General features: G+C 37.1%; 15 protein-coding genes. 6 read left to right on the top strand and 9 right to left on the bottom strand.

Annotated elements, in window-relative coordinates; all coding sequences use genetic code 11:
- The first annotated feature begins 931 nt into the window (after nt 1-931).
- Together L2735_RS02660 and L2735_RS02665 are read left to right on the top strand one after the other, a co-directional pair.
- The gene (locus L2735_RS02660) at nt 932-1711 is read left to right on the top strand and encodes a metallophosphoesterase (protein WP_346348118.1); all 780 of its coding nucleotides are present in this window, start codon (nt 932-934) and stop codon (nt 1709-1711) included.
- A 139-nt stretch (nt 1712-1850) separates the two neighbouring features.
- Nucleotides 1851-2027: a hypothetical protein gene (locus tag L2735_RS02665; protein WP_248983224.1), complete on the top strand. Its 177-nt coding sequence runs from the start codon at nt 1851-1853 to the stop codon at nt 2025-2027.
- 98 nt (nt 2028-2125) lie between these two features.
- On the opposite strand, the gene L2735_RS19965 is transcribed toward L2735_RS02665, so the two are convergent.
- On the bottom strand, nt 2126-2251 hold the full coding sequence (locus L2735_RS19965; protein WP_283104517.1) for a hypothetical protein: 126 nt from the start codon (nt 2249-2251) through the stop codon (nt 2126-2128).
- 181 nt (nt 2252-2432) lie between these two features.
- Here L2735_RS19965 and L2735_RS02670 point away from each other — a divergent pair, with 181 nt between their 5' ends.
- Nucleotides 2433-2702, top strand: coding sequence for a hypothetical protein (locus tag L2735_RS02670; protein ID WP_248983225.1), 270 nt, complete (start codon nt 2433-2435; stop codon nt 2700-2702).
- Nucleotides 2703-2954: 252 nt separating this feature from the next.
- Here L2735_RS02670 and L2735_RS02675 read toward each other — a convergent pair whose 3' ends face one another.
- From L2735_RS02675 to L2735_RS02695, 5 genes are all read right to left on the bottom strand, one after another.
- Entirely contained in the window at nt 2955-3404 is a 450-nt protein-coding gene (locus L2735_RS02675; protein WP_248983226.1) for a 5' nucleotidase, NT5C type, read from the bottom strand.
- Nucleotides 3405-3518: 114 nt separating this feature from the next.
- The gene (locus L2735_RS02680; RefSeq protein WP_248983227.1) at nt 3519-4862 is read right to left on the bottom strand and encodes a TniQ family protein; all 1344 of its coding nucleotides are present in this window, start codon (nt 4860-4862) and stop codon (nt 3519-3521) included.
- Nucleotides 4843-5844, bottom strand: coding sequence for a TniB family NTP-binding protein (locus L2735_RS02685; RefSeq protein WP_248983228.1), 1002 nt, complete (start codon nt 5842-5844; stop codon nt 4843-4845). The genes L2735_RS02680 and L2735_RS02685 overlap by 20 nt, the downstream gene beginning before the upstream one ends.
- On the bottom strand, nt 5844-7853 hold the full coding sequence (locus L2735_RS02690) for a hypothetical protein (protein ID WP_248983229.1): 2010 nt from the start codon (nt 7851-7853) through the stop codon (nt 5844-5846). The genes L2735_RS02685 and L2735_RS02690 overlap by 1 nt, the downstream gene beginning before the upstream one ends.
- Nucleotides 7854-7921: 68 nt before the next feature.
- The gene (locus tag L2735_RS02695) at nt 7922-8533 is read right to left on the bottom strand and encodes a TnsA endonuclease N-terminal domain-containing protein (protein ID WP_248983230.1); all 612 of its coding nucleotides are present in this window, start codon (nt 8531-8533) and stop codon (nt 7922-7924) included.
- An 896-nt stretch (nt 8534-9429) separates the two neighbouring features.
- Here L2735_RS02695 and L2735_RS02700 point away from each other — a divergent pair.
- The gene (locus L2735_RS02700; RefSeq protein WP_248983231.1) at nt 9430-10557 is read left to right on the top strand and encodes a hypothetical protein; all 1128 of its coding nucleotides are present in this window, start codon (nt 9430-9432) and stop codon (nt 10555-10557) included.
- 190 nt (nt 10558-10747) lie between these two features.
- On the opposite strand, the gene L2735_RS02705 is transcribed toward L2735_RS02700, so the two are convergent.
- The 3 genes from L2735_RS02705 to L2735_RS02715 are packed head-to-tail and all read right to left on the bottom strand — an operon-like array spanning nt 10748 to nt 14733.
- Nucleotides 10748-11134 (bottom strand): diacylglycerol kinase, encoded by a 387-nt coding sequence (locus tag L2735_RS02705; protein ID WP_248983232.1) that lies wholly within the window; start codon nt 11132-11134, stop codon nt 10748-10750.
- A 12-nt stretch (nt 11135-11146) separates the two neighbouring features.
- The gene (locus L2735_RS02710) at nt 11147-12775 is read right to left on the bottom strand and encodes a phosphoethanolamine transferase (RefSeq protein WP_248983233.1); all 1629 of its coding nucleotides are present in this window, start codon (nt 12773-12775) and stop codon (nt 11147-11149) included.
- Nucleotides 12776-12777: 2 nt separating this feature from the next.
- The gene (locus tag L2735_RS02715) at nt 12778-14733 is read right to left on the bottom strand and encodes an LTA synthase family protein (protein ID WP_248983234.1); all 1956 of its coding nucleotides are present in this window, start codon (nt 14731-14733) and stop codon (nt 12778-12780) included.
- A gap of 150 nt (nt 14734-14883) precedes the next feature.
- Here L2735_RS02715 and L2735_RS02720 point away from each other — a divergent pair, with 150 nt between their 5' ends.
- Together L2735_RS02720 and L2735_RS02725 are read left to right on the top strand one after the other, a co-directional pair.
- Nucleotides 14884-15558 (top strand): response regulator transcription factor, encoded by a 675-nt coding sequence (locus tag L2735_RS02720; protein ID WP_058429029.1) that lies wholly within the window; start codon nt 14884-14886, stop codon nt 15556-15558.
- Nucleotides 15558-16964, top strand: a complete 1407-nt coding sequence (locus L2735_RS02725; protein ID WP_248983235.1) for a sensor histidine kinase — start codon at nt 15558-15560, stop codon at nt 16962-16964. Before L2735_RS02720 ends, L2735_RS02725 begins: the two co-directional genes overlap by 1 nt.
- The last annotated feature ends 534 nt before the right edge of the window (nt 16965-17498 follow it).

The raw sequence follows: 17498 nt of genomic DNA on the forward strand, positions 1-17498 counted from the left end.
CACGATTAGTTTATCCCCTAATATAAATCGTTAATGAGATTTTCTTTAATTCAGAATTGAAAGCTGTGGTTGTTGATAAATTAAGCAACCCTCGTTAGATTTAATTTTATCTGTAAGTAAGTGATAGGTTGCAAAGTTATACAAGCATCGAATACTCAGTTAAAAGCGAGGAAATTCTAGGTATATATTGCTTTTTACACTTGGTAAATCCCATTTCCGCGAACGCCTCTTGCTTTAAGTTTCGTGTCGCAACCCTCGTGTCGAGGGTTGCGACACGAAAATGCAGAAATTTTCTTCAGATTTACCTAAAAACCAATTGGACATATAAATCAAAGCTGCCCCCTTTATGGGTTAGATCTTTTACTCATTCACACCCAGTTCATGCACTTTTGCCCTATTAAAGGTTATCCATTTTATTAATGCGCCTTGCAGTGCCCCTGCAAGCATGCATCAACAGTGTTTAGCTATAGCGATTCTATATACCGTAGAGTAACGAGGTGAAAGTCTAAGTCATTGATATTAATTATTCTTATGTCTTATCTTAGTTAGGACATTGTATCACTCCATTGTTATGAAAGTGATTTGCAGTACTTTATATGTGTTAAGCCTTGCACCTCAAGGGTTTAACACGCAGATAATGGTGAAGGGATAGGGGGAGACGCTATGCCTGAAAGATTAAAACACTTATTTTACAGCGACTTAGCTAAAGCACCAAAAAGCCGATTTTGCTGGATGTCTAACACATTTAACCTGTCTCAGTAAGTAAGCTGGCCGGTGAACAACATAAGCATTTTCGTACTCAGTTAAATCAATAGCGCTAGGTAAGAGTTTACCCAAAAACTGAAAAGTATGTTACTTGAGTTATACTGCTACTATTACGCTAATTAACCATATCAAACTTTAATTTTTTGAGGGTAATAAAATTAAATTTATTCCAGTTAGTGATCTTCATCTTGATGATTACACAATTAGGCAAGACTTTTGGTTGGACTTTGATCCCGAAGCGGTTTTAGTTATTGCAGGTGATGCTGGTAATGCTCTGTCCGGCATTGATTATATTAAGAATATTTTATGCAAATACTTTCGGGCGGTTATTTATGTCGCAGGAAATCATGAGTGGTACAGCAACCTTAACCGCCAGTTCCGCTTAAACGTTTATAGTTTATGCAAAGAGGCTATAAATAACGTAAATTATTCTAAAGTTATTTCAAACTCGCCATTAATGAGAATAAAGAAGCATAGTGAAATGGTCGATAATTTATATTTTCTTGATAATGAAAAAATTGAGATAGATGGTTTTTCTATATATGGAGGCTCGCTTTGGTTCCCAATTCATACATACTCTAAAGAGTTGTTAAGTGATTTTGAGTTATTAATGAATGACCCTAAATATATTAATTATAAAATTATCGAAGAACAATATAATGAATTTGTTAAGAATTTTCCTGAGCAAGTCGATTTAGTCGTGTCACATCACCTACCAAATCTGGAAGCTTTCGCATTGGAAGAAAATAGAGCGAGTAAATATGCTCCATTTTACCATGCATCTTTGCCTACAAAGTTAATATCAAAAACTAGGTATTGGGTGGCAGGTCATCAACATGATGCAATTGAAAAGCTAATAGCTGGTAATGTTAGGTTTATTTGCAACCCTAAGGGTGTCCGACCTATTGCTCCAGGATTGCTTATAGATAAAGTGTATCGATTATAGTTCAGGTTATTCGATACTTAATACTTCTAGTGCTTAATAACCTTAAGGATTTTGTATGGCAGGGAACTGCAAAACGGTTCCATCTACTAGTTCGCAAAATGTACACCAGAGCAAGATAGACAAAGAATTAATATAGCCTTTGATTGAACCGTCAGCAGATAAAGTTTATGCACTAGTTGAAGGAGCATGTTCGCTAATTCCAATGTGGTCTGTGGTACTTCATCAACTTGCAGAAAGCCCCATTGAAAAAAGAAGAGAGAAATGGCGTATTCAGGTGACCGATTCAATAAATAGTCTTATTGAAAAAAAAGTCTAAGCTTGTCCACTCTGCTGGATACGGAAAAGAACTTTTCACTACTTATTCAAGCTTGTCAGTATGCAGTCAAAACCCATCAAAAAGAAAAGCTTCAAGCACTAAAATACAGCGTGCGCGTCCCGACTGTAGGCATCGATAGTAGCAGGTCGCTTGCCTTGCAGTGTTAAGTTGGTAAGATGTTGTTCATAAAGAAAATCAAAGCGTTGTTGCTCGGATGCGTTCATGGTGATACTCCTAGATTAATGCCAAGGTTGGCAAGGTCTGTAAGTATTTAAGATGGGTTAATAAAGGTGAGCTTTTATTTTCCTGCCGCGGAGCGGCTTCGTTCAACAAGCGATTTATGCCTTGCAAACAACGCAACGCATAAATACTAAAACGTTATATGCCTGAATAATTGGGAGTGTTATGAGGCCTGTGAAATTAATGAAGCTATATATTAAAGCCAAATGGGTTTGGCCTATTAGAATAATTTGCTTATTTATATCAGCTCCGTTTTTGCATAAAGTTTATACTGCGTTTTCAACGGGTATAGCTGAATCGAGTAGATATACTTCGGTGCAAGGTGAGGATTGGGGCTTTTATGCTTTTGTATTTAAATATATGGCTTTTGCATTTTTATTTGTCTGGCTGGGGACATTTGGCACAAAAGAAAAACGTGTTGAAGGCGTCATATAACAAGAGTTCAAGCTGTCAACTTTAATTAGATACTTCTAACCCTTTAATGTTCATTAATAAGTTAGCTTTACTCTTAAGTAGAGGCCAACTTTCATTAACCGCTACAATGGCATGTTTATAGCTCTAAACTAATACTCTCTGATAGTGTGTTACTGTATGGAGTAACTCAATATTGCCTCATTAGGCAGATTACTTTGTAAAGTCACCCAGGCTAACCTTTTGATTATTATGCTTACACCCGTTATTCAAGTTTCAAACTCTAAGGAAATCTCTTACGCATTTCCAGTCCAAGAAAGCTTCGCTACCAAAGTGTATGACTTTACCTGTAAATGCCTCCTGTCCTTTTCCTTCATTGTAATCATCGATAAGAAAATCTCCTTTAAGTAAATCTTTCCTTGGGGAGATAATTAAGCGATGTACATATTCCATACCTAAATAAGCCTCTACCCAGGTTCGTTTTTCTGTATAGCAAAGTGGATTCATAACCGAAGGTGCTGTGAGTATAAATGGGTCGTAACGTTCAGATGCTAACAGCTGTTCCATAGCCTCAATACCACCAGTTATTGGTAGCAAGTTGTGAAAGAAACCTGCCTGACTTTGAGGGTATAGAATTTTAGGGGCTAACTTTAACGCTAGTTTGTGAGCGCTTGCGTAATCACACAGAGTATCATCCATGTCTATATAGATAACTTTCTTACTCATAAACTTGTTTCCTTTGTAGTGGTACGATTGATTACATCACTTCTAACTTCAACAAGCACCACATGATAAAACTACAATAAGATTTGATAGCTGTTTAAGTTGTACTAGGTCAATTTAAAACTCCAAAGTAAGTTGGTTTTTAAGTTTTCTAATATTAAGAACATCATTAAAATCAACTAGTTTATCACTATTAAATCCTGCCCACTTTGGAATACGTGCCATTCCTCGCTTTCTAAACGCTAAAATTTCTTCTCGAGAAGCACCGGTAATTCTTATCGCTTTATCTATATCCACCATGCGTTCATTCATGCTATTAAAATGTTCTTTTGCAAAGCTTTGCAGTGATTCTTTTTCACAATAAATAGAGTCCAGTAACGACTTCCCAGGATGATAGCCACAGACAAGCTTACGTTGATGAACCGCAATAACGACATCTTGTATTTCAACATCATTTCTCCATAAAAGAGGCTGATAAGAAGACAGCGGTTCCATTGCAGGTGACATTTGATTTGTGGAAAACAGCGTGAATAAGGGTGATATATCAACAATGGATTTAATTGATAGTCTTGCATTCGTTTGCGCGCGGATAAGGCTTACTGACGCTAACTTAACTAGACCTTCAATAGTAACGCCTAATAATCTACATGCTTCGTTAGCTGATAACCAAACTTCTGACACACTTGATAAGCATCTTATGTGAAACTGTTTTGTTTCGTTTTTTAACGTCTCTACGGTGGGCCAATTTGTTTTTAACTGACCTAATAAGCGTTCTATATCGACATTAGCAATGTTTTTAGGGTAATTCCCAGATATTGAAAGAATAGAATCGCGCGCCCAATTTTTCGCAATGCCAATATCTGTTAGCAATGAGTAACCCAGTATTAGGGCGTGTTGGAAATCTGGTATACGAGGGTATTTGCTGGATTTGATTGGGCCGCTATTTTCAAAGAGATGAGCAGCCAATAAAACATCACTTATTTGTTCATGTGATAAATGTAGGTGTTCACTACTTTCGGCTTTTAGTGGCCGATGACACGCTGGGTTTGTACATCTTGCTTGTAACAAAGCAGGTTCAAATTTTAGGAGTGAACCGCAATGAGAGCAGTGACTTATCAAGTCAGTCTTATGTATACGGCAGTATGATTCAAAAGGGTTTTGCCATATATTACGATAATACGCAGATTCTCTAATGCATTCTGGGCAAACTTTTGGCGTAAGTTGAAGCGATAAGTTAAACAGGGGGCTCTGAACACTTGATAAATTAAACCCCTTTGGCAGTAACAAATCAATTTCAGGCACTTTAGAGTCAATACCTTTTATAATTCGATTTAACTGGGCATCATTCACTAATGCAGATGCTCTCGTTAACCCATTGCGTATGATTAAACGAAGTAGGTAACCAATAGGGGCTTCTTTTACGATAGCTGTGGGTTTAATACTAATTTGCATTTTTTGCATTTTTTTCATTTTTTTGATTTGTTTTTTTAGACTGCTCTAACGTATATTCCGCCATAACTTTTGAAATCTTTTGGGTTACCCATTGGGTATCATCTAAGTTAGTAAAAGGGTTCTTAGCTCCTTTGCAATACAGGTTGAAATTGATACTCAATGCTTGATATAGCGACTCTAAATCATGACTCTTCATACAGTTTTCTTGCATGAACAAATCGTTCAAGGTACTCATACTTCTCTCTTGATAGGCTATATAGACTCGAAAATAGAACTGTTGATGCAATAGGTTTTTACTGTCTAATACCGGCCCAATAATTTGCCTAAGAAACCAATCAACGCAGAGTACCCATGACTTCTTTTTAGGTACATGGCGCCTTAGTGATATAGGACGTAACATTCTCCGTGAGAGTTGCTCGTCATCATCAAGCTGCTTATTGTTATCACCAAACGCCATCAACCTAGAGGCAAGTTTACTGCCTGAAAAAACAATAGAGCATCGAATATCTTCTTCATCAATTAACCAGCAAAGGTATTTGATAATAGATTGAAAGAGAATGCCATCATAGGTTGTAGATAGGTTTTGTATTTCATCCAAAATAATAAGCTCTACCTCATGCTCTTTGAGCAAGGTAATCAATTGGATTTCCAGTTCAGTTGAATGCGGTCTCCCTCTTAACATTGGCCCACCTAAAGCAGAGATCAACGTTTTCATGAGGTCATTCACACTGGATTTACCTTGGCGCACAGCGTAATAAAAAACAGGAATAGTCTTCTTTTCAAGGGTCTTAACTGGATTAAATAATTGTTGATACGCTTTCAATAAATACGTTTTACCTTCTCCGGACGAGCCATAGATAAGTAACGCTTTTTTAGTGCATGATTCATTAAAATACATACTGTGAACAAGCTTGATACACTCAATAATCTTCTTAGTTTTGGCGCTTTTATAGATGAGGTTTTCTGATATATCCACGGTTGAATCATGCATTACCAAACATCCTCACCTTCATCGTCATCATCTTCAAACACATTCAAACCAGTGTCATTAACATTGTCTTCCAACAAATCCTCACTGACTAATTGGCTATTATCTTCAGGTAGAGAGGTAGGCTCTAATTCTGATTCCGGTTCAGGGGGCGGGATATTTGCCAGCACGTCGACATCTTTCATTTTTGTGATTTTTTGAGACTTTGTAATCCGCTCTTCTGTATTCAAGTCAAGCATGTTATTAGCTTCATAACTTGGAATTGAAGGCCCTCTCTTTGGAGAACGGCGTTTCGATACAGGGCAAAACTTTTCAATGTTAAGTGCATTGGGAGTTTTTGGATCGATAATGTCATTTATATCAATGTTTGCAGTCACTGAGAGGTGACCATTGAGATCATCAAAAGAAATTGGGTCCTCATTCTTAAAGACATTGACGTTTCGAGCAATGATTTCAATTTTTGTATTATCTACAGGGTGAGTTGCAACCACTGTCACTTGACGTGCATCGTATTTGTCAAAGTAGATTTTTACAATTGGTGATTGATGACGACCGAAGTCTTTGAGCGTTCCATATAGGGCTCTTAATTCTTCGCTTTCAAAAATCTGTTTTTGGCAATACACGGTGCCATTGGATTGAAGTTTGCTACTTGCTCGAAAGAGCTCTACGTGAAAAGCGTGTTTAATGCTCTCGTAGTTAAAATGGTCTCTAGGGGTTTCAATCATAGATTCATGCCACAACTCATTCGGTGTCTTCCCCGTAGATGGGTGAACAGTGTTGTGATAGTGAACCATATAGGTATTTAATAGCCGTTTAAAATCGCTAACAAGTAGGTTAGCAACATCTTTGGGACGTTTTTGGAGTAACGCCTTGTGGTCTGTTCTTTTTCCAAGATAAGAGTTTAATCCAATGGTAAACTCACCCGATGCGGTGGTTATCTCTGTTCCTTTTAAACAATTATTACGTAAATTTCGGTTAAAACTTTCTATAAACGGCTTTTTTTCGGGATGATTAGAAGGACAATGAACAAGGTTAATACTCAATGATTCAGCCAGTTTTTTGATTAATGTATTATTGTAACCAGGCCCATTATCTAGCACGATTGATTCAGGCCGCCCTGAGTAAGGTAAATTTTCATTTGAAATGAAAATGTTGCGCAAAGAATTTAAGACACCTAATTTGTTCTCAGCCCCAAAATCAACAACGACTGAAACGATAGCGCGGGTATAAGCATCAATAGCTAGATACAAAGAGATGCTGGGCGTCGGAAAGTGTGTGTTATCATCAATTAAACATAGATTCAAACAAACACGGTCTACTTCTACCCGCTGTAATGCGTATTGTGTTTTTATGCTCGAACACAATGACAATGACAGTTTGTTGCGCTCTTTTTCTGACAAGTTAGGGTTGTTCAATTTTAGTGAAACCTCATTTAATTGTTTGAGTCTGCGCCTAAATGTGCGCTGCGATACAATTTTAATATTTTCATTTTCAACGGCTGCCTTTTTGGCTTGACGTGTATAACTGCGATAGTAATTCTTAACTACATTCGAATTTGAATTAGAAAAAGCTTTACCAATAAACACTGACAAGAAGTTTTCAGTAGCAGTATTTAAGCGCGTTCGACAATCTCGTTTCTTACAAGCCAGTGCTTCTGCTTCAAAATCAGAATTTACAAAACGCTTCCAGTATTTACAGAGTGTCTTCCAGGCTGGATGTTTATTGCACATCGTTTCAGGGTGAAGCTTTTCCACTGTCTCAATCACTTTTAAATAAGTGCTATGAGTTGAAGGGCGATGACCTTCCTCTACAATGTCATGCATCACGTGCATGTATTTCAATTTGTCGCTTGCAAATTCTTTTTGGTATTCAGTTAGTTCAATGGGCGTAGTAATTGGCAGCCGCATTGATAATCGTTTTTCATTAATTTCGTGTTCAAATAGCTTGCGGTCTAATAGTTGCTCTTGCTCTGCAGAGTTCTCACCACTTAAAACGACATTATTAGGCGTCATCGCAATAATTTGCTGGATGCCCCCACGTTCAGTATTAAACTCTGTGCCAACCGTGTAGCCGTACATGATTAATTGCCTACTCGTTGTAAAATTGAATTCGCACTAATGAGTTCTGCTTCATTAAATTCATAAACACCTGAGGTGAGTAGGGTGTACGCTTCCGATGCTGGGTATTCCGTAAAGGCTTTTAGCTCAGCAATAAGTTCTGAAAATGAAATGGTATCGGGCAACGAATATTGCTCAGGTCGGAATGAGGGTTTTAACAGGTAGTTAGCAGCTAATAATTTAAGGTTATGTAGTTCAATTTCATTAATATCTTTAGCGACGATGAGTTCAATACCTAAGCCGGTGGTGCGCAAAGCATAATCATTAAAGGAAGAGACTTTCTTGATGTATTCATCAGTCGAAAATTTTTCATGATGGATTTCAATGTATGCTTCATGTCCATTTTTATACTTCACTAAAAAGTCCGGTGTAAATCGACAATTTTTGCCTAGCATTTCAAGATGCATGCTTTCTGGCTGCGCAGCAAAGGACAGCACATTAGGATTAACTTCGAGACGTAGGGCTAAAATCCACTCAAGAAATGATTCAAGCTGAAGGGCACAACCTGACTTCTTCGAATAAAATCGAATGACGTGCCTTCCTCTATGTTTATTTGCACTTCTCTTGTTACTCATCAACGAATCCTAAAAGTTAATTGCTACAACAAAAAAACAACACCTTGCAGTTTAGTTGGTTTCGTGAGATTATCGAGGGTTACTCGCCGCAATAATGCAGCAAACCGCAGTCTCATAAAAACATCAATTTTTTAATATTACAAAATGGATTTAAAAATTTAACAAGGGAATGGTGAAGCATTTTGATAGGAGCCGCAACTAGGTGATTATGCCAAAAAATCAACTTCTGACAGTAAGTTAACGAATGTTAATGTTTATTTAATACATCACATGCACACGTTGAATTTGTTTTTTACGTTGATTTCGTCGGGAAAATCGAATTTCTATCATGGCCGTTTCGGAGAGTTTTTTAAAAATAAAATGAATCAATGACTAAAATTAGTAAAATGTAACTAAATATGTCAATTCTCTAAATATTTATCTAAGTCGTTGGAAATGTACAAAAAGACGAATCAATTTATTTCGACATATTATGACAATATTTTTTCGTATTTTCTCGCATTTAAGCAAATTCCGCACGATTAAAGCTATTAAAAGTCACATCTTAATCGGCAAATTCAATGCATAATGTGTTTATAAAAACCGTTAACAATAAAAAATTGTAATAGTTTTGGTTTTATTGAATTAAACCGGATGCAAACTAGCAGTTGAGAATCTGCAGATTAATCACTTTTTTGAAGTGAGCTTTCCACTTTAATACCTGATGTGTGTCTTACTTGATCATTAAAACTTTCAACATTAAGTTTGATATCCAGTTAATTTGTGTCCAGCCTAACAATCCCTTGTCAATAAAGGCCCTTAAGTCATTGTGTAATGAACAGTTTGAAGCAACCAATATTACCAGATATACTGAATTCGATATTATAAGGCTATGAATTATAAGAGGGTTTTAGGCTATGGAAAGCCGTTTAAGTCGATTTGCGTTAACGGTTACTTTAATCGCTGTCATAGGCTTCATCGTCAGTCATTACAATGGCCAATGGATTAGCATTCCTATTCTTAGTGATTTCTTTACCGTAACAGAGAACACTCCAGAATCATTAACGTCAAATAGCGACATATCACCATTACCCCAAACGATTAAAACTCGCTCAACTGAGCACCATGAATTCGAAATGTCTTCAGAACAACACCGTGCTTGCGGTTCATTAACAGTAACTCAAGGGCTAGAGGTTAAGAAACGGGATAACGGTATCTATACTTGGGTAGACGATAAAGGCATTACTCATTTTTCCGATGTCGCTGCAGCAGGTAAGAAAAGCCTGCTAACCCAGTATTCAGAACCGCAATATAGTTTTGATATTGAGATTAATTCTATTGCGACCAATCCGCCGCCATTTCTGCGCAATAAACTCACTACCACCTTAAAGCACATTGATGCAGAGTTTCGTCAGTTTTTGCCCAAACGTGAATTACTACCGATTAAAATCGACTTAATCCTTGCTGGAAGCGCTGATGCTTATCAAGACTTACAGCGTAAATACTCGAATTCAGTCAGTGCGAGCCAAGGATTCTATTCAAGCAGGCATAATGTCGCAGCGGTATTGCATCACAATGACCTGCAAGCGTTTAGGACTGCTGTGCATGAATCAGTTCATGTAATGAATGCCGGTCAATTTGGTTCAACCCCGCGTTGGTTTAATGAAGGGCTAGCAGAGTACTTTGAGTCCCCCTTGTATTTAAAGCAACTGAATGACAAAAGCCAATTTCAATTGGCCACATCTCGCCAGATTAAAGTCGCAAGAAAAAACTACAAAAGTGGTAAGTATTTAAGCCTAACAAAACTATTTAATGCTACTGACGCTGATTGGAATGGAAGTAGTCGCAATTCGCTTTATCAAAACTCACGACAGTTTATTCAATTTTTAATGTCCAGTTCTAAAGGCAGGCAAACATTAAATACGCTATTTACTCAGTTTAGTGAGCAACGCTGTGATAAAAAAACGCCAATGCCTGCACTGAAAGCCTACCCAGGCGGTATGCGTAAACTTGAACAAGATTGGCTTAAATGGCGTAAAAGCTAATGGTTAGGTGTTCTTTGAATAGGCCCATCAGTTGTACTGGAGGGTTAACATTTAATGTTTAAATCCAAATAGGGCTACCACACACTAATTCCCTCAAATAAAGTAGGGCTTATAACTCGTTTCTGCCCCAAAACGAGTTTAGGCGACGGTCTCAAATGAGCGATAAGCGATCATTGAGATTGGATAAATTTTAAAAATAACCAATATAGCTTATAAATACAGCAATCCAGACGAATGAACATATCAATAGCGCAATTAATACTGCTGCGGAGCCTAAATCTTTAGCGAGACCTGACAATGGATGAATATCTAAGCCAACTCTGTCTATTGTTGCTTCTATTGCTGTATTAACAACCTCTGCGAATATCACAAATAAAACAGAGATTAGTAGCATGACCTTTTCGTAAATACCTATCTGCCAAATCGAAATTATAGTTAGCGATAAAGCGAGTAAAAAAAGCTCTTGTTTAAAAGCAGCTTCATTTTTAGCAAGCCATTTAAATGCACGCTGTGAATTTTTAAAAGCTAAAACTACTCGATTAATACCTGACGGCTTATTTGCACTATCAAATTGCATTGGAAACTCTCTTTATAGACTTAGGGCCTTACAGGCGTTAAAAATATCGTATTCAGGTTGGTATTGACTGCTGCTTACTTGAGTTAAGCCAAGTAAAGTGTCAAAAATATTGTCGTGTGAAAATACTTTTGAGCGTTGTAACTCAATACAATCATTAAATTTAGAGTTAGCGAGCTTATTACTCCAAAAAATCATTGGGATATGAGTTTGCTCGATTGGTGCTAATGCATAAGGAAACCCATGAAGGTATAAGCCTTTTTCACCAAGTGACTCACCGTGATCTGACACATACAAGAGTGATTTTTCCATTTCGTTACTTGCTTGTAATACTCTTATCAACTGGCTTAACACCTTGTCTGTGTATGCGATAGTATTATCATATGTGTTTGTTAGTTCAGTTGTACTACAGTTCTGAATATCGCTTCGAGAGCAATCAGGTTTAAACAAACTTTCGTGTTCAGGGTAACGACGATAATAAGTTGGTCCATGTGAACCTATCATATGTAGAACAACCAATTTATGTTTAGCGTTACTAGTCGCTATCTTGTCTGCTAGTTTCGTAACTAATATTTCATCAAAACAGTAATGACCATCACATAACGGATGCTCTTTATTCGGCTCAATGTTGTCTGACTTGATGCGAGCACACACTCCTTTACAGCTGCTGTTATTATCAATCCATGTTACTTCAACACCACTACGTTGAATAATGTCTAGAGCATTTTCTTGACTACTAGCAAGCCGAGAATCATATTCTTTGCGCTTCAGTCGTGAAAACATACAGGGGACTGAAATAGCCGTCGCCGTTCCACATGATGAAACATCACTAAAATACTTTACGCCTAACTTGGGAGTATAAGCATTCGTTGCTCTACTATAGCCTTGTAGTGAAAAGTTAGCCGCCCGAGCTGTTTCCCCGACAACCATTACAGTTAGCGAAGTGCTCGTTTTATTTTTTAAAGTGGGCAAATTATCGAGTACCTTGAAAGGTAATGGTGGATAAAAGTAATTATCCCTCAAGTATTTATAACCCGCTGTATAGAATGAAAACGGGGTGATATAACTTGTTAGCTGTCGGTTGTTGCGGCCAACAGAAGCGTACTCTTTGTAAAAGGGTACAGCGATTAAGGCACAACAGAGCAAAGCTGATAGATTTAGCTTCGTAAAACTTTTTAAACGTACTCTAAAACTCCCAATAATTGTGAACTTGGAAAATAAGTAAGTAGGTACAACCCCCAATAAAAAAATAAATAACACAAGCTGAAAGTTTAAGTATGAAAATGCTTCACCTGAATTTGTTTCAACAATATTTTGTAACATGCTCTTGTCAAAAATAACGCCATAATTAAGTGTTGAATAAAACAACAATGAGCAAACTAAAACACTAAATAGAAGTATAGGTTTAACAAAAGTAATTAAGGACAACCAACTTAAAACTAAAACAGTCAATGAGAAAAGCAATAAAGGGATCGACGCGATAAAAAGCCAATTTATATGCCCTGACTGTGTTGCAGCCATAAAAGTATTGTATAAAAACAAGCCATTAAACGCGATAACGATATACATTGAAACTAAGCAAACAAATTGGCTGTAACTTACTCGCCAAGACGAAATACTAAATCTTTTAAAGGCAATTTTCATAGTTATTCCTTATCACTGCTTTTATCAGCTAAACGATAAAGCTGCTCGGTGTAAGCTAAGTTGCTAAATAACACATGAGCGAGTGCTTTTTCAGCCAACGTTTGATCAACGTTTTGCTGTTCATTTTTTTCTTGTATTTTGGTTTGTTTGTTATAGCGCCAATAGCTGGTTTGTTGATTTGGCATTAGGATAACAGCGCGATCATTTTCTAAGTATGCAAAATTGTCGTAGTACTGCATCATTGCGCGTTCAACTGGATAACTTTTAGTTAGATCAAAGCCCAGCATAGGGGTTGCTTGGTCAATTCCTAAAAGTGACATCAAAGTAACAGGTAGATCAATTTGACTAACGAGTCTTGGATCGCGTTTACTTTTCATACCGCTGTTTAAAATAACAGCGGGTATATGAAAAGACTTCAAAGGGACAGGTTTAGAGCCAAAAACACGAACATCATGGTCTGCCACAACCAAAAATACGGTGTTTTCCCAGTACGACCGTGTTTTTGCTTTATTTATAAATTTCCCTAGTGCGTAATCGGCATACTTAATTGCAAGGTCGCGTTTATAGTTTTCAGGGTTATGTCCTTTGGGGAGCGATACTTTGCCTTTTGGTATATCAAACGGATCGTGATTACTAGAAGTAAATACAAGACTAAAAAATGGCTCTGTCGAATTACTTAATTTAGTCAGTTCTTTATCTGCTTGATTGAATAAATCCTCATCACTGACCCCCCAAGAGGAGATAAACTGGGGATTTTCAATATGGTTGATGTCAACAATATCGTTAAACCCGTTTCCTAGAAAAAAGCTTTTCATATTGTCAAAATGGCTTTCACCGCCGTAGATAAACTGTGTTTTGTAACCTTCTAGACTCAATACATCCGCTAGTGAAAAAAAGTTATGCTGTGATTTAGATAGTTTAACTACTGAGCGAGATGGTGATGGTGTAAAACCTGTGGTAATTGCTTCAATACCTCTTACGGAGCGCGTGCCCGTAGCATAAAGGTTGTCAAACCCCCACCCTTGTTGATATAGCTTATCAAGTTCAGGTGTAATATCTAACCCACCAAGTTCTCCAACAAATCGGGCACCTAAACTTTCCTCAAGTACTATAACTAAGTTTTTTTTAACACCAGACACAAAAGGCTTGTTGTGCGCCAAGGTTGGAATATTTCCAGCGACAAACTGTTTTCGATAAGAAGCCTTTTTGACCGTATCTATAATTTGTTGACGAGGCATTGTGCCATACAAATTACTGGCACTTTTTTCGTTACCCATGTTTTTCAGCGCAAACGCAACACTGTAAGTGGAGTTAAGAACAAGTGAGTTTACTAGTGAATCTTGAGAAAAATAGACTAATGCAGGGTTAAGCGGCCGGTGACTCAATGTACCTCTGGCAGCAAATAAGCAGATTATTAAAGCAGCCATTAGAATGGATAAATTGGATGCTTTTTTCAGTGACTGTGGTTGTGTGAATGCTCTACATAAAAGGCGATAGCTATAAACGCTTGTTAACGTAGCCAAAAGCAATGTACTTAGCATTGCTAAAAGATGGCCATGCACTAACATTGAGAAGACTTCTTGTGGGTAATCAAGGTATTCAATATATAATCGGTTAGGCCTTACATCATATTGATTGATGAATGCAGGTGTTGATGCCTCAACAATAATAACTACAGTTGCAACGACGCTACCGTAAAGTGTAAAAACACGCTGGAACAGCTCTGTTTTAGGGCGTGCAACTACATGCAGTATTAATATAAAAACTCCAATAGTTGCTAAGTATCCAATGCTACTTAAGTCTATTCTGATTGCCCCTGATATGACCGGCCATATATCATCTTCATTTAATCTTGAATGTTGCCAAATCAATAAAGCAATGCGAGAAGTCATAAAGATTGATATTAATATAATAGTAAAACGGACTAAGGGTTTTAAAACGGAAGTATTTGCTGTCATAGTTGTGCTCGACCTTAATAATTGCAGCAATACTAAAAATCGAAACTTAAGAAACCCTGAGTCTAAACTTAATATTGGCTAGACTAAGAAAACTCAAGCTATATGGCGTAACCTAATGATGAAGATGCATTTCAGGTGAATAAGTAACACATGAAGTTATTAATAATTGAAGATTCAGCGTCACTAAGACGTAGTTTACGAATTGGCCTAGCAAACTTAGGCTTTGCGGTTGATGACACCGGTGATGGTGCACAAGGGCTCAGTATGGCGATGACAGGTGAGTATGAGCTTATAATACTTGATATTATGTTACCAAGTATTGATGGTATTACTTTATTGCAAACCATAAGAACCAAACAGCTTGATTCTAAAGTCTTAATTTTGTCAGCTAAGCAAGAACCTGAAGACCGTGTTTTAGGGCTTTTAACAGGAGCGGATGATTACCTTACTAAACCCTTTTCATTTGATGAGCTCCACGCTCGACTACTAAATTTAATGCGCCGTGGAGGATTGAAGATGATGAGTGATATCATAACCATTGATAATTTAGCACTGAATTTACAGTTAAAACTGCTAAAAGTTGCTGACAATGTTATTGACTTAACACCCAATGAGTACAAAATTGTCGAATGTTTATTTAGCAATCAAAATAAAGTGTTTAGTGCAGAAAAGCTAAGTACCTACCTTGCAGGGCAATATGATTTGATATCAAAGAACTCTATTGAAGCCCATTTATCATCTGCTCGCAAAAAAGTAAGAGTTGCAGGAGGGGAGCTGCCAATTCAGACCAAACGTGGTTTTGGTTATATTGTACAAGGACAATAATGAAATCTATTCGCAGTAAATTAGTTGTTACACTCTCGGTAACTATAACTAGCTTTGTTTTATGCATTTTGTTGGCAACCGACATTGCTGTTGATAGTTGGATAGATAATGAGTTTGATCGCAGCCTGCAATCCAAAGCAGGTATGTTAATGACCTTAGTACATAAAACTAATGAAGGTTTTTCGTTTAACTTTTCTAGTGAGTTTATGCCCGAGTTTGCAGGGGAGATAGAGCCTGAGTACTTTCAAATATGGAGCAAAGAAGGCACTTTCACTCGCTCCAAAAGTTTAGATTTATTTAAGGTTAAAAACTTACCATTTGAAGACTTGGAGATTGGCGAATCAAAAATACGCCTTTTACAATTACCTGATGGCCGAGATGGTCGAGTGTTTTATAGTCGTTTTATACCACAAGAAAAAGACAATACATCAGTAGACACATATAAAAAAACAAATGATGAGCCACTGACTTTAGCTTATGCAGCGTCTTCTGAGGAAGTTGATTTTGTACTTTGGTTGATTGACGTTATTTTTATAGTCACCATAATTACAGTTATTGTATTTATTCGATTATTTGTCAGGAAGGCGATAGATACATCACTTGCGCCATTAATTAAACTCAACCAAGATATCAGTCAGTTAAGTATTACCAGTGAAGGCTCACAGATATTTATACAAGAGCCAGTTAAAGAGCTCTTGCCTATTGTTGAAAGCTTAAATGCTTTTATTAAAGAGAATAGACAACTTTACCTAAGGGAAAAGCGACTTACATCCGATATTGCCCATGAAATAAAAACGCCCATTGCCGAACTTATAAATATGGCAGAAGTTGCTATCAGGTTTCCAAATGAGATAGAACTCAATGAGGATTTTAAGCCTGAAGCATTGAAAATAAGCTTACGGCTTAAAAATATCGTTTCGAACTTATTGCTATTACATAAATACAGTGATGGTAAGCTAATCAAACAAGATGCTTGTGATTTAAATCAAGTTATTATTAGAGTACTGGAAAACCATAATTTATCGCGTGTAAATTTGGAGTTGAATGAGAATGCACCAGCAATTATGAGCAACTTGTTTGCCCTCGAATCAATTATTAGTAATTTAGTTAACAACGCGAAACAATACAGCCCACTAAATTCAAAAATTTTAGTTTCGACAATGATTTCAAAAGAAAAACTTTTATTTTTGTCAGTTACTAACTCCCTTATTGAACCTTTGAGTGATAATGATATAGACCAATTATTTGACCCTTTATGGCAAAAAGACACTTCAAGAACATCGAATGATAACTTTGGATTGGGGTTATCAATCGCTAAAACGCTTAGTAAAGCAATTGATGCGCAATTAAGTGCAGAAGTTAGTGACAGAAAAATCACATTCTCTTTAGCCTTAAACACTGATTAGTTTATTTAGCCCTACATAGAAATAAAGGCTGGGGAATGCAATTATGTGATGAGGCTCCTAAATACTTAATTGTACTGGCAGCTATCAAACAATCAACTCCGTTTCTGCGGCTTAGCAGGGTGTTGTTATCACTATACATGGTACAGAGCCGTCCTTCGGCTCTAACTCGTTTTTGTCCAGAAACAGGTTAGGGGACTCAACTTACTCTTGCCCAAAAAAAACTACGCTTAGCATTATAATTTCATTTAACTTACTAGGGCGTGTATATGGTCTCCTCCAATATTGCAATATAAAAAATAGCGTTTTGACAGTGATAGGTTTGCGTTCGTATATCCGGCTTCATAATTGAAACGCTTGGGTTTCGAGCCTTGATGAACTTCGCACATATCGTCCTTATCGTTGACACGAGTTATAAACTCATCCGCCCTATCAGGTTTTCGATATGTCGGTCTTACCTGTTTGTCATCAGTTACTTTTTATTAGCAATCCTTAGAGATGATTAATATTACCCTTCTATCGTTATCAAGCGGCATA

This window comes from Shewanella olleyana, assembly GCF_023283825.1.
Classification (GTDB): domain Bacteria; phylum Pseudomonadota; class Gammaproteobacteria; order Enterobacterales; family Shewanellaceae; genus Shewanella; species Shewanella olleyana.

Bases quoted from the DNA above. Each gene is read 5' to 3' on its own strand.
- L2735_RS19965 (WP_283104517.1), bottom strand. From the start codon at position 2,251: ATGAACGCATCCGAGCAACAACGCTTTGATTTTCTTTATGAACAACAT.
- L2735_RS02670 (WP_248983225.1), top strand. From the start codon at position 2,433: ATGAGGCCTGTGAAATTAATGAAGCTATATATTAAAGCCAAATGGGTT.
- L2735_RS02675 (WP_248983226.1), bottom strand. From the start codon at position 3,404: ATGAGTAAGAAAGTTATCTATATAGACATGGATGATACTCTGTGTGAT.
- L2735_RS02680 (WP_248983227.1), bottom strand. From the start codon at position 4,862: ATGCAAAAAATGCAAATTAGTATTAAACCCACAGCTATCGTAAAAGAA.
- L2735_RS02685 (WP_248983228.1), bottom strand. From the start codon at position 5,844: ATGCATGATTCAACCGTGGATATATCAGAAAACCTCATCTATAAAAGC.
- L2735_RS02690 (WP_248983229.1), bottom strand. From the start codon at position 7,853: ATGACGCCTAATAATGTCGTTTTAAGTGGTGAGAACTCTGCAGAGCAA.
- L2735_RS02695 (WP_248983230.1), bottom strand. From the start codon at position 8,533: ATGAGTAACAAGAGAAGTGCAAATAAACATAGAGGAAGGCACGTCATT.
- L2735_RS02700 (WP_248983231.1), top strand. From the start codon at position 9,430: ATGGAAAGCCGTTTAAGTCGATTTGCGTTAACGGTTACTTTAATCGCT.
- L2735_RS02705 (WP_248983232.1), bottom strand. From the start codon at position 11,134: ATGCAATTTGATAGTGCAAATAAGCCGTCAGGTATTAATCGAGTAGTT.
- L2735_RS02710 (WP_248983233.1), bottom strand. From the start codon at position 12,775: ATGAAAATTGCCTTTAAAAGATTTAGTATTTCGTCTTGGCGAGTAAGT.
- L2735_RS02715 (WP_248983234.1), bottom strand. From the start codon at position 14,733: ATGACAGCAAATACTTCCGTTTTAAAACCCTTAGTCCGTTTTACTATT.
- L2735_RS02720 (WP_058429029.1), top strand. From the start codon at position 14,884: ATGAAGTTATTAATAATTGAAGATTCAGCGTCACTAAGACGTAGTTTA.
- L2735_RS02725 (WP_248983235.1), top strand. From the start codon at position 15,558: ATGAAATCTATTCGCAGTAAATTAGTTGTTACACTCTCGGTAACTATA.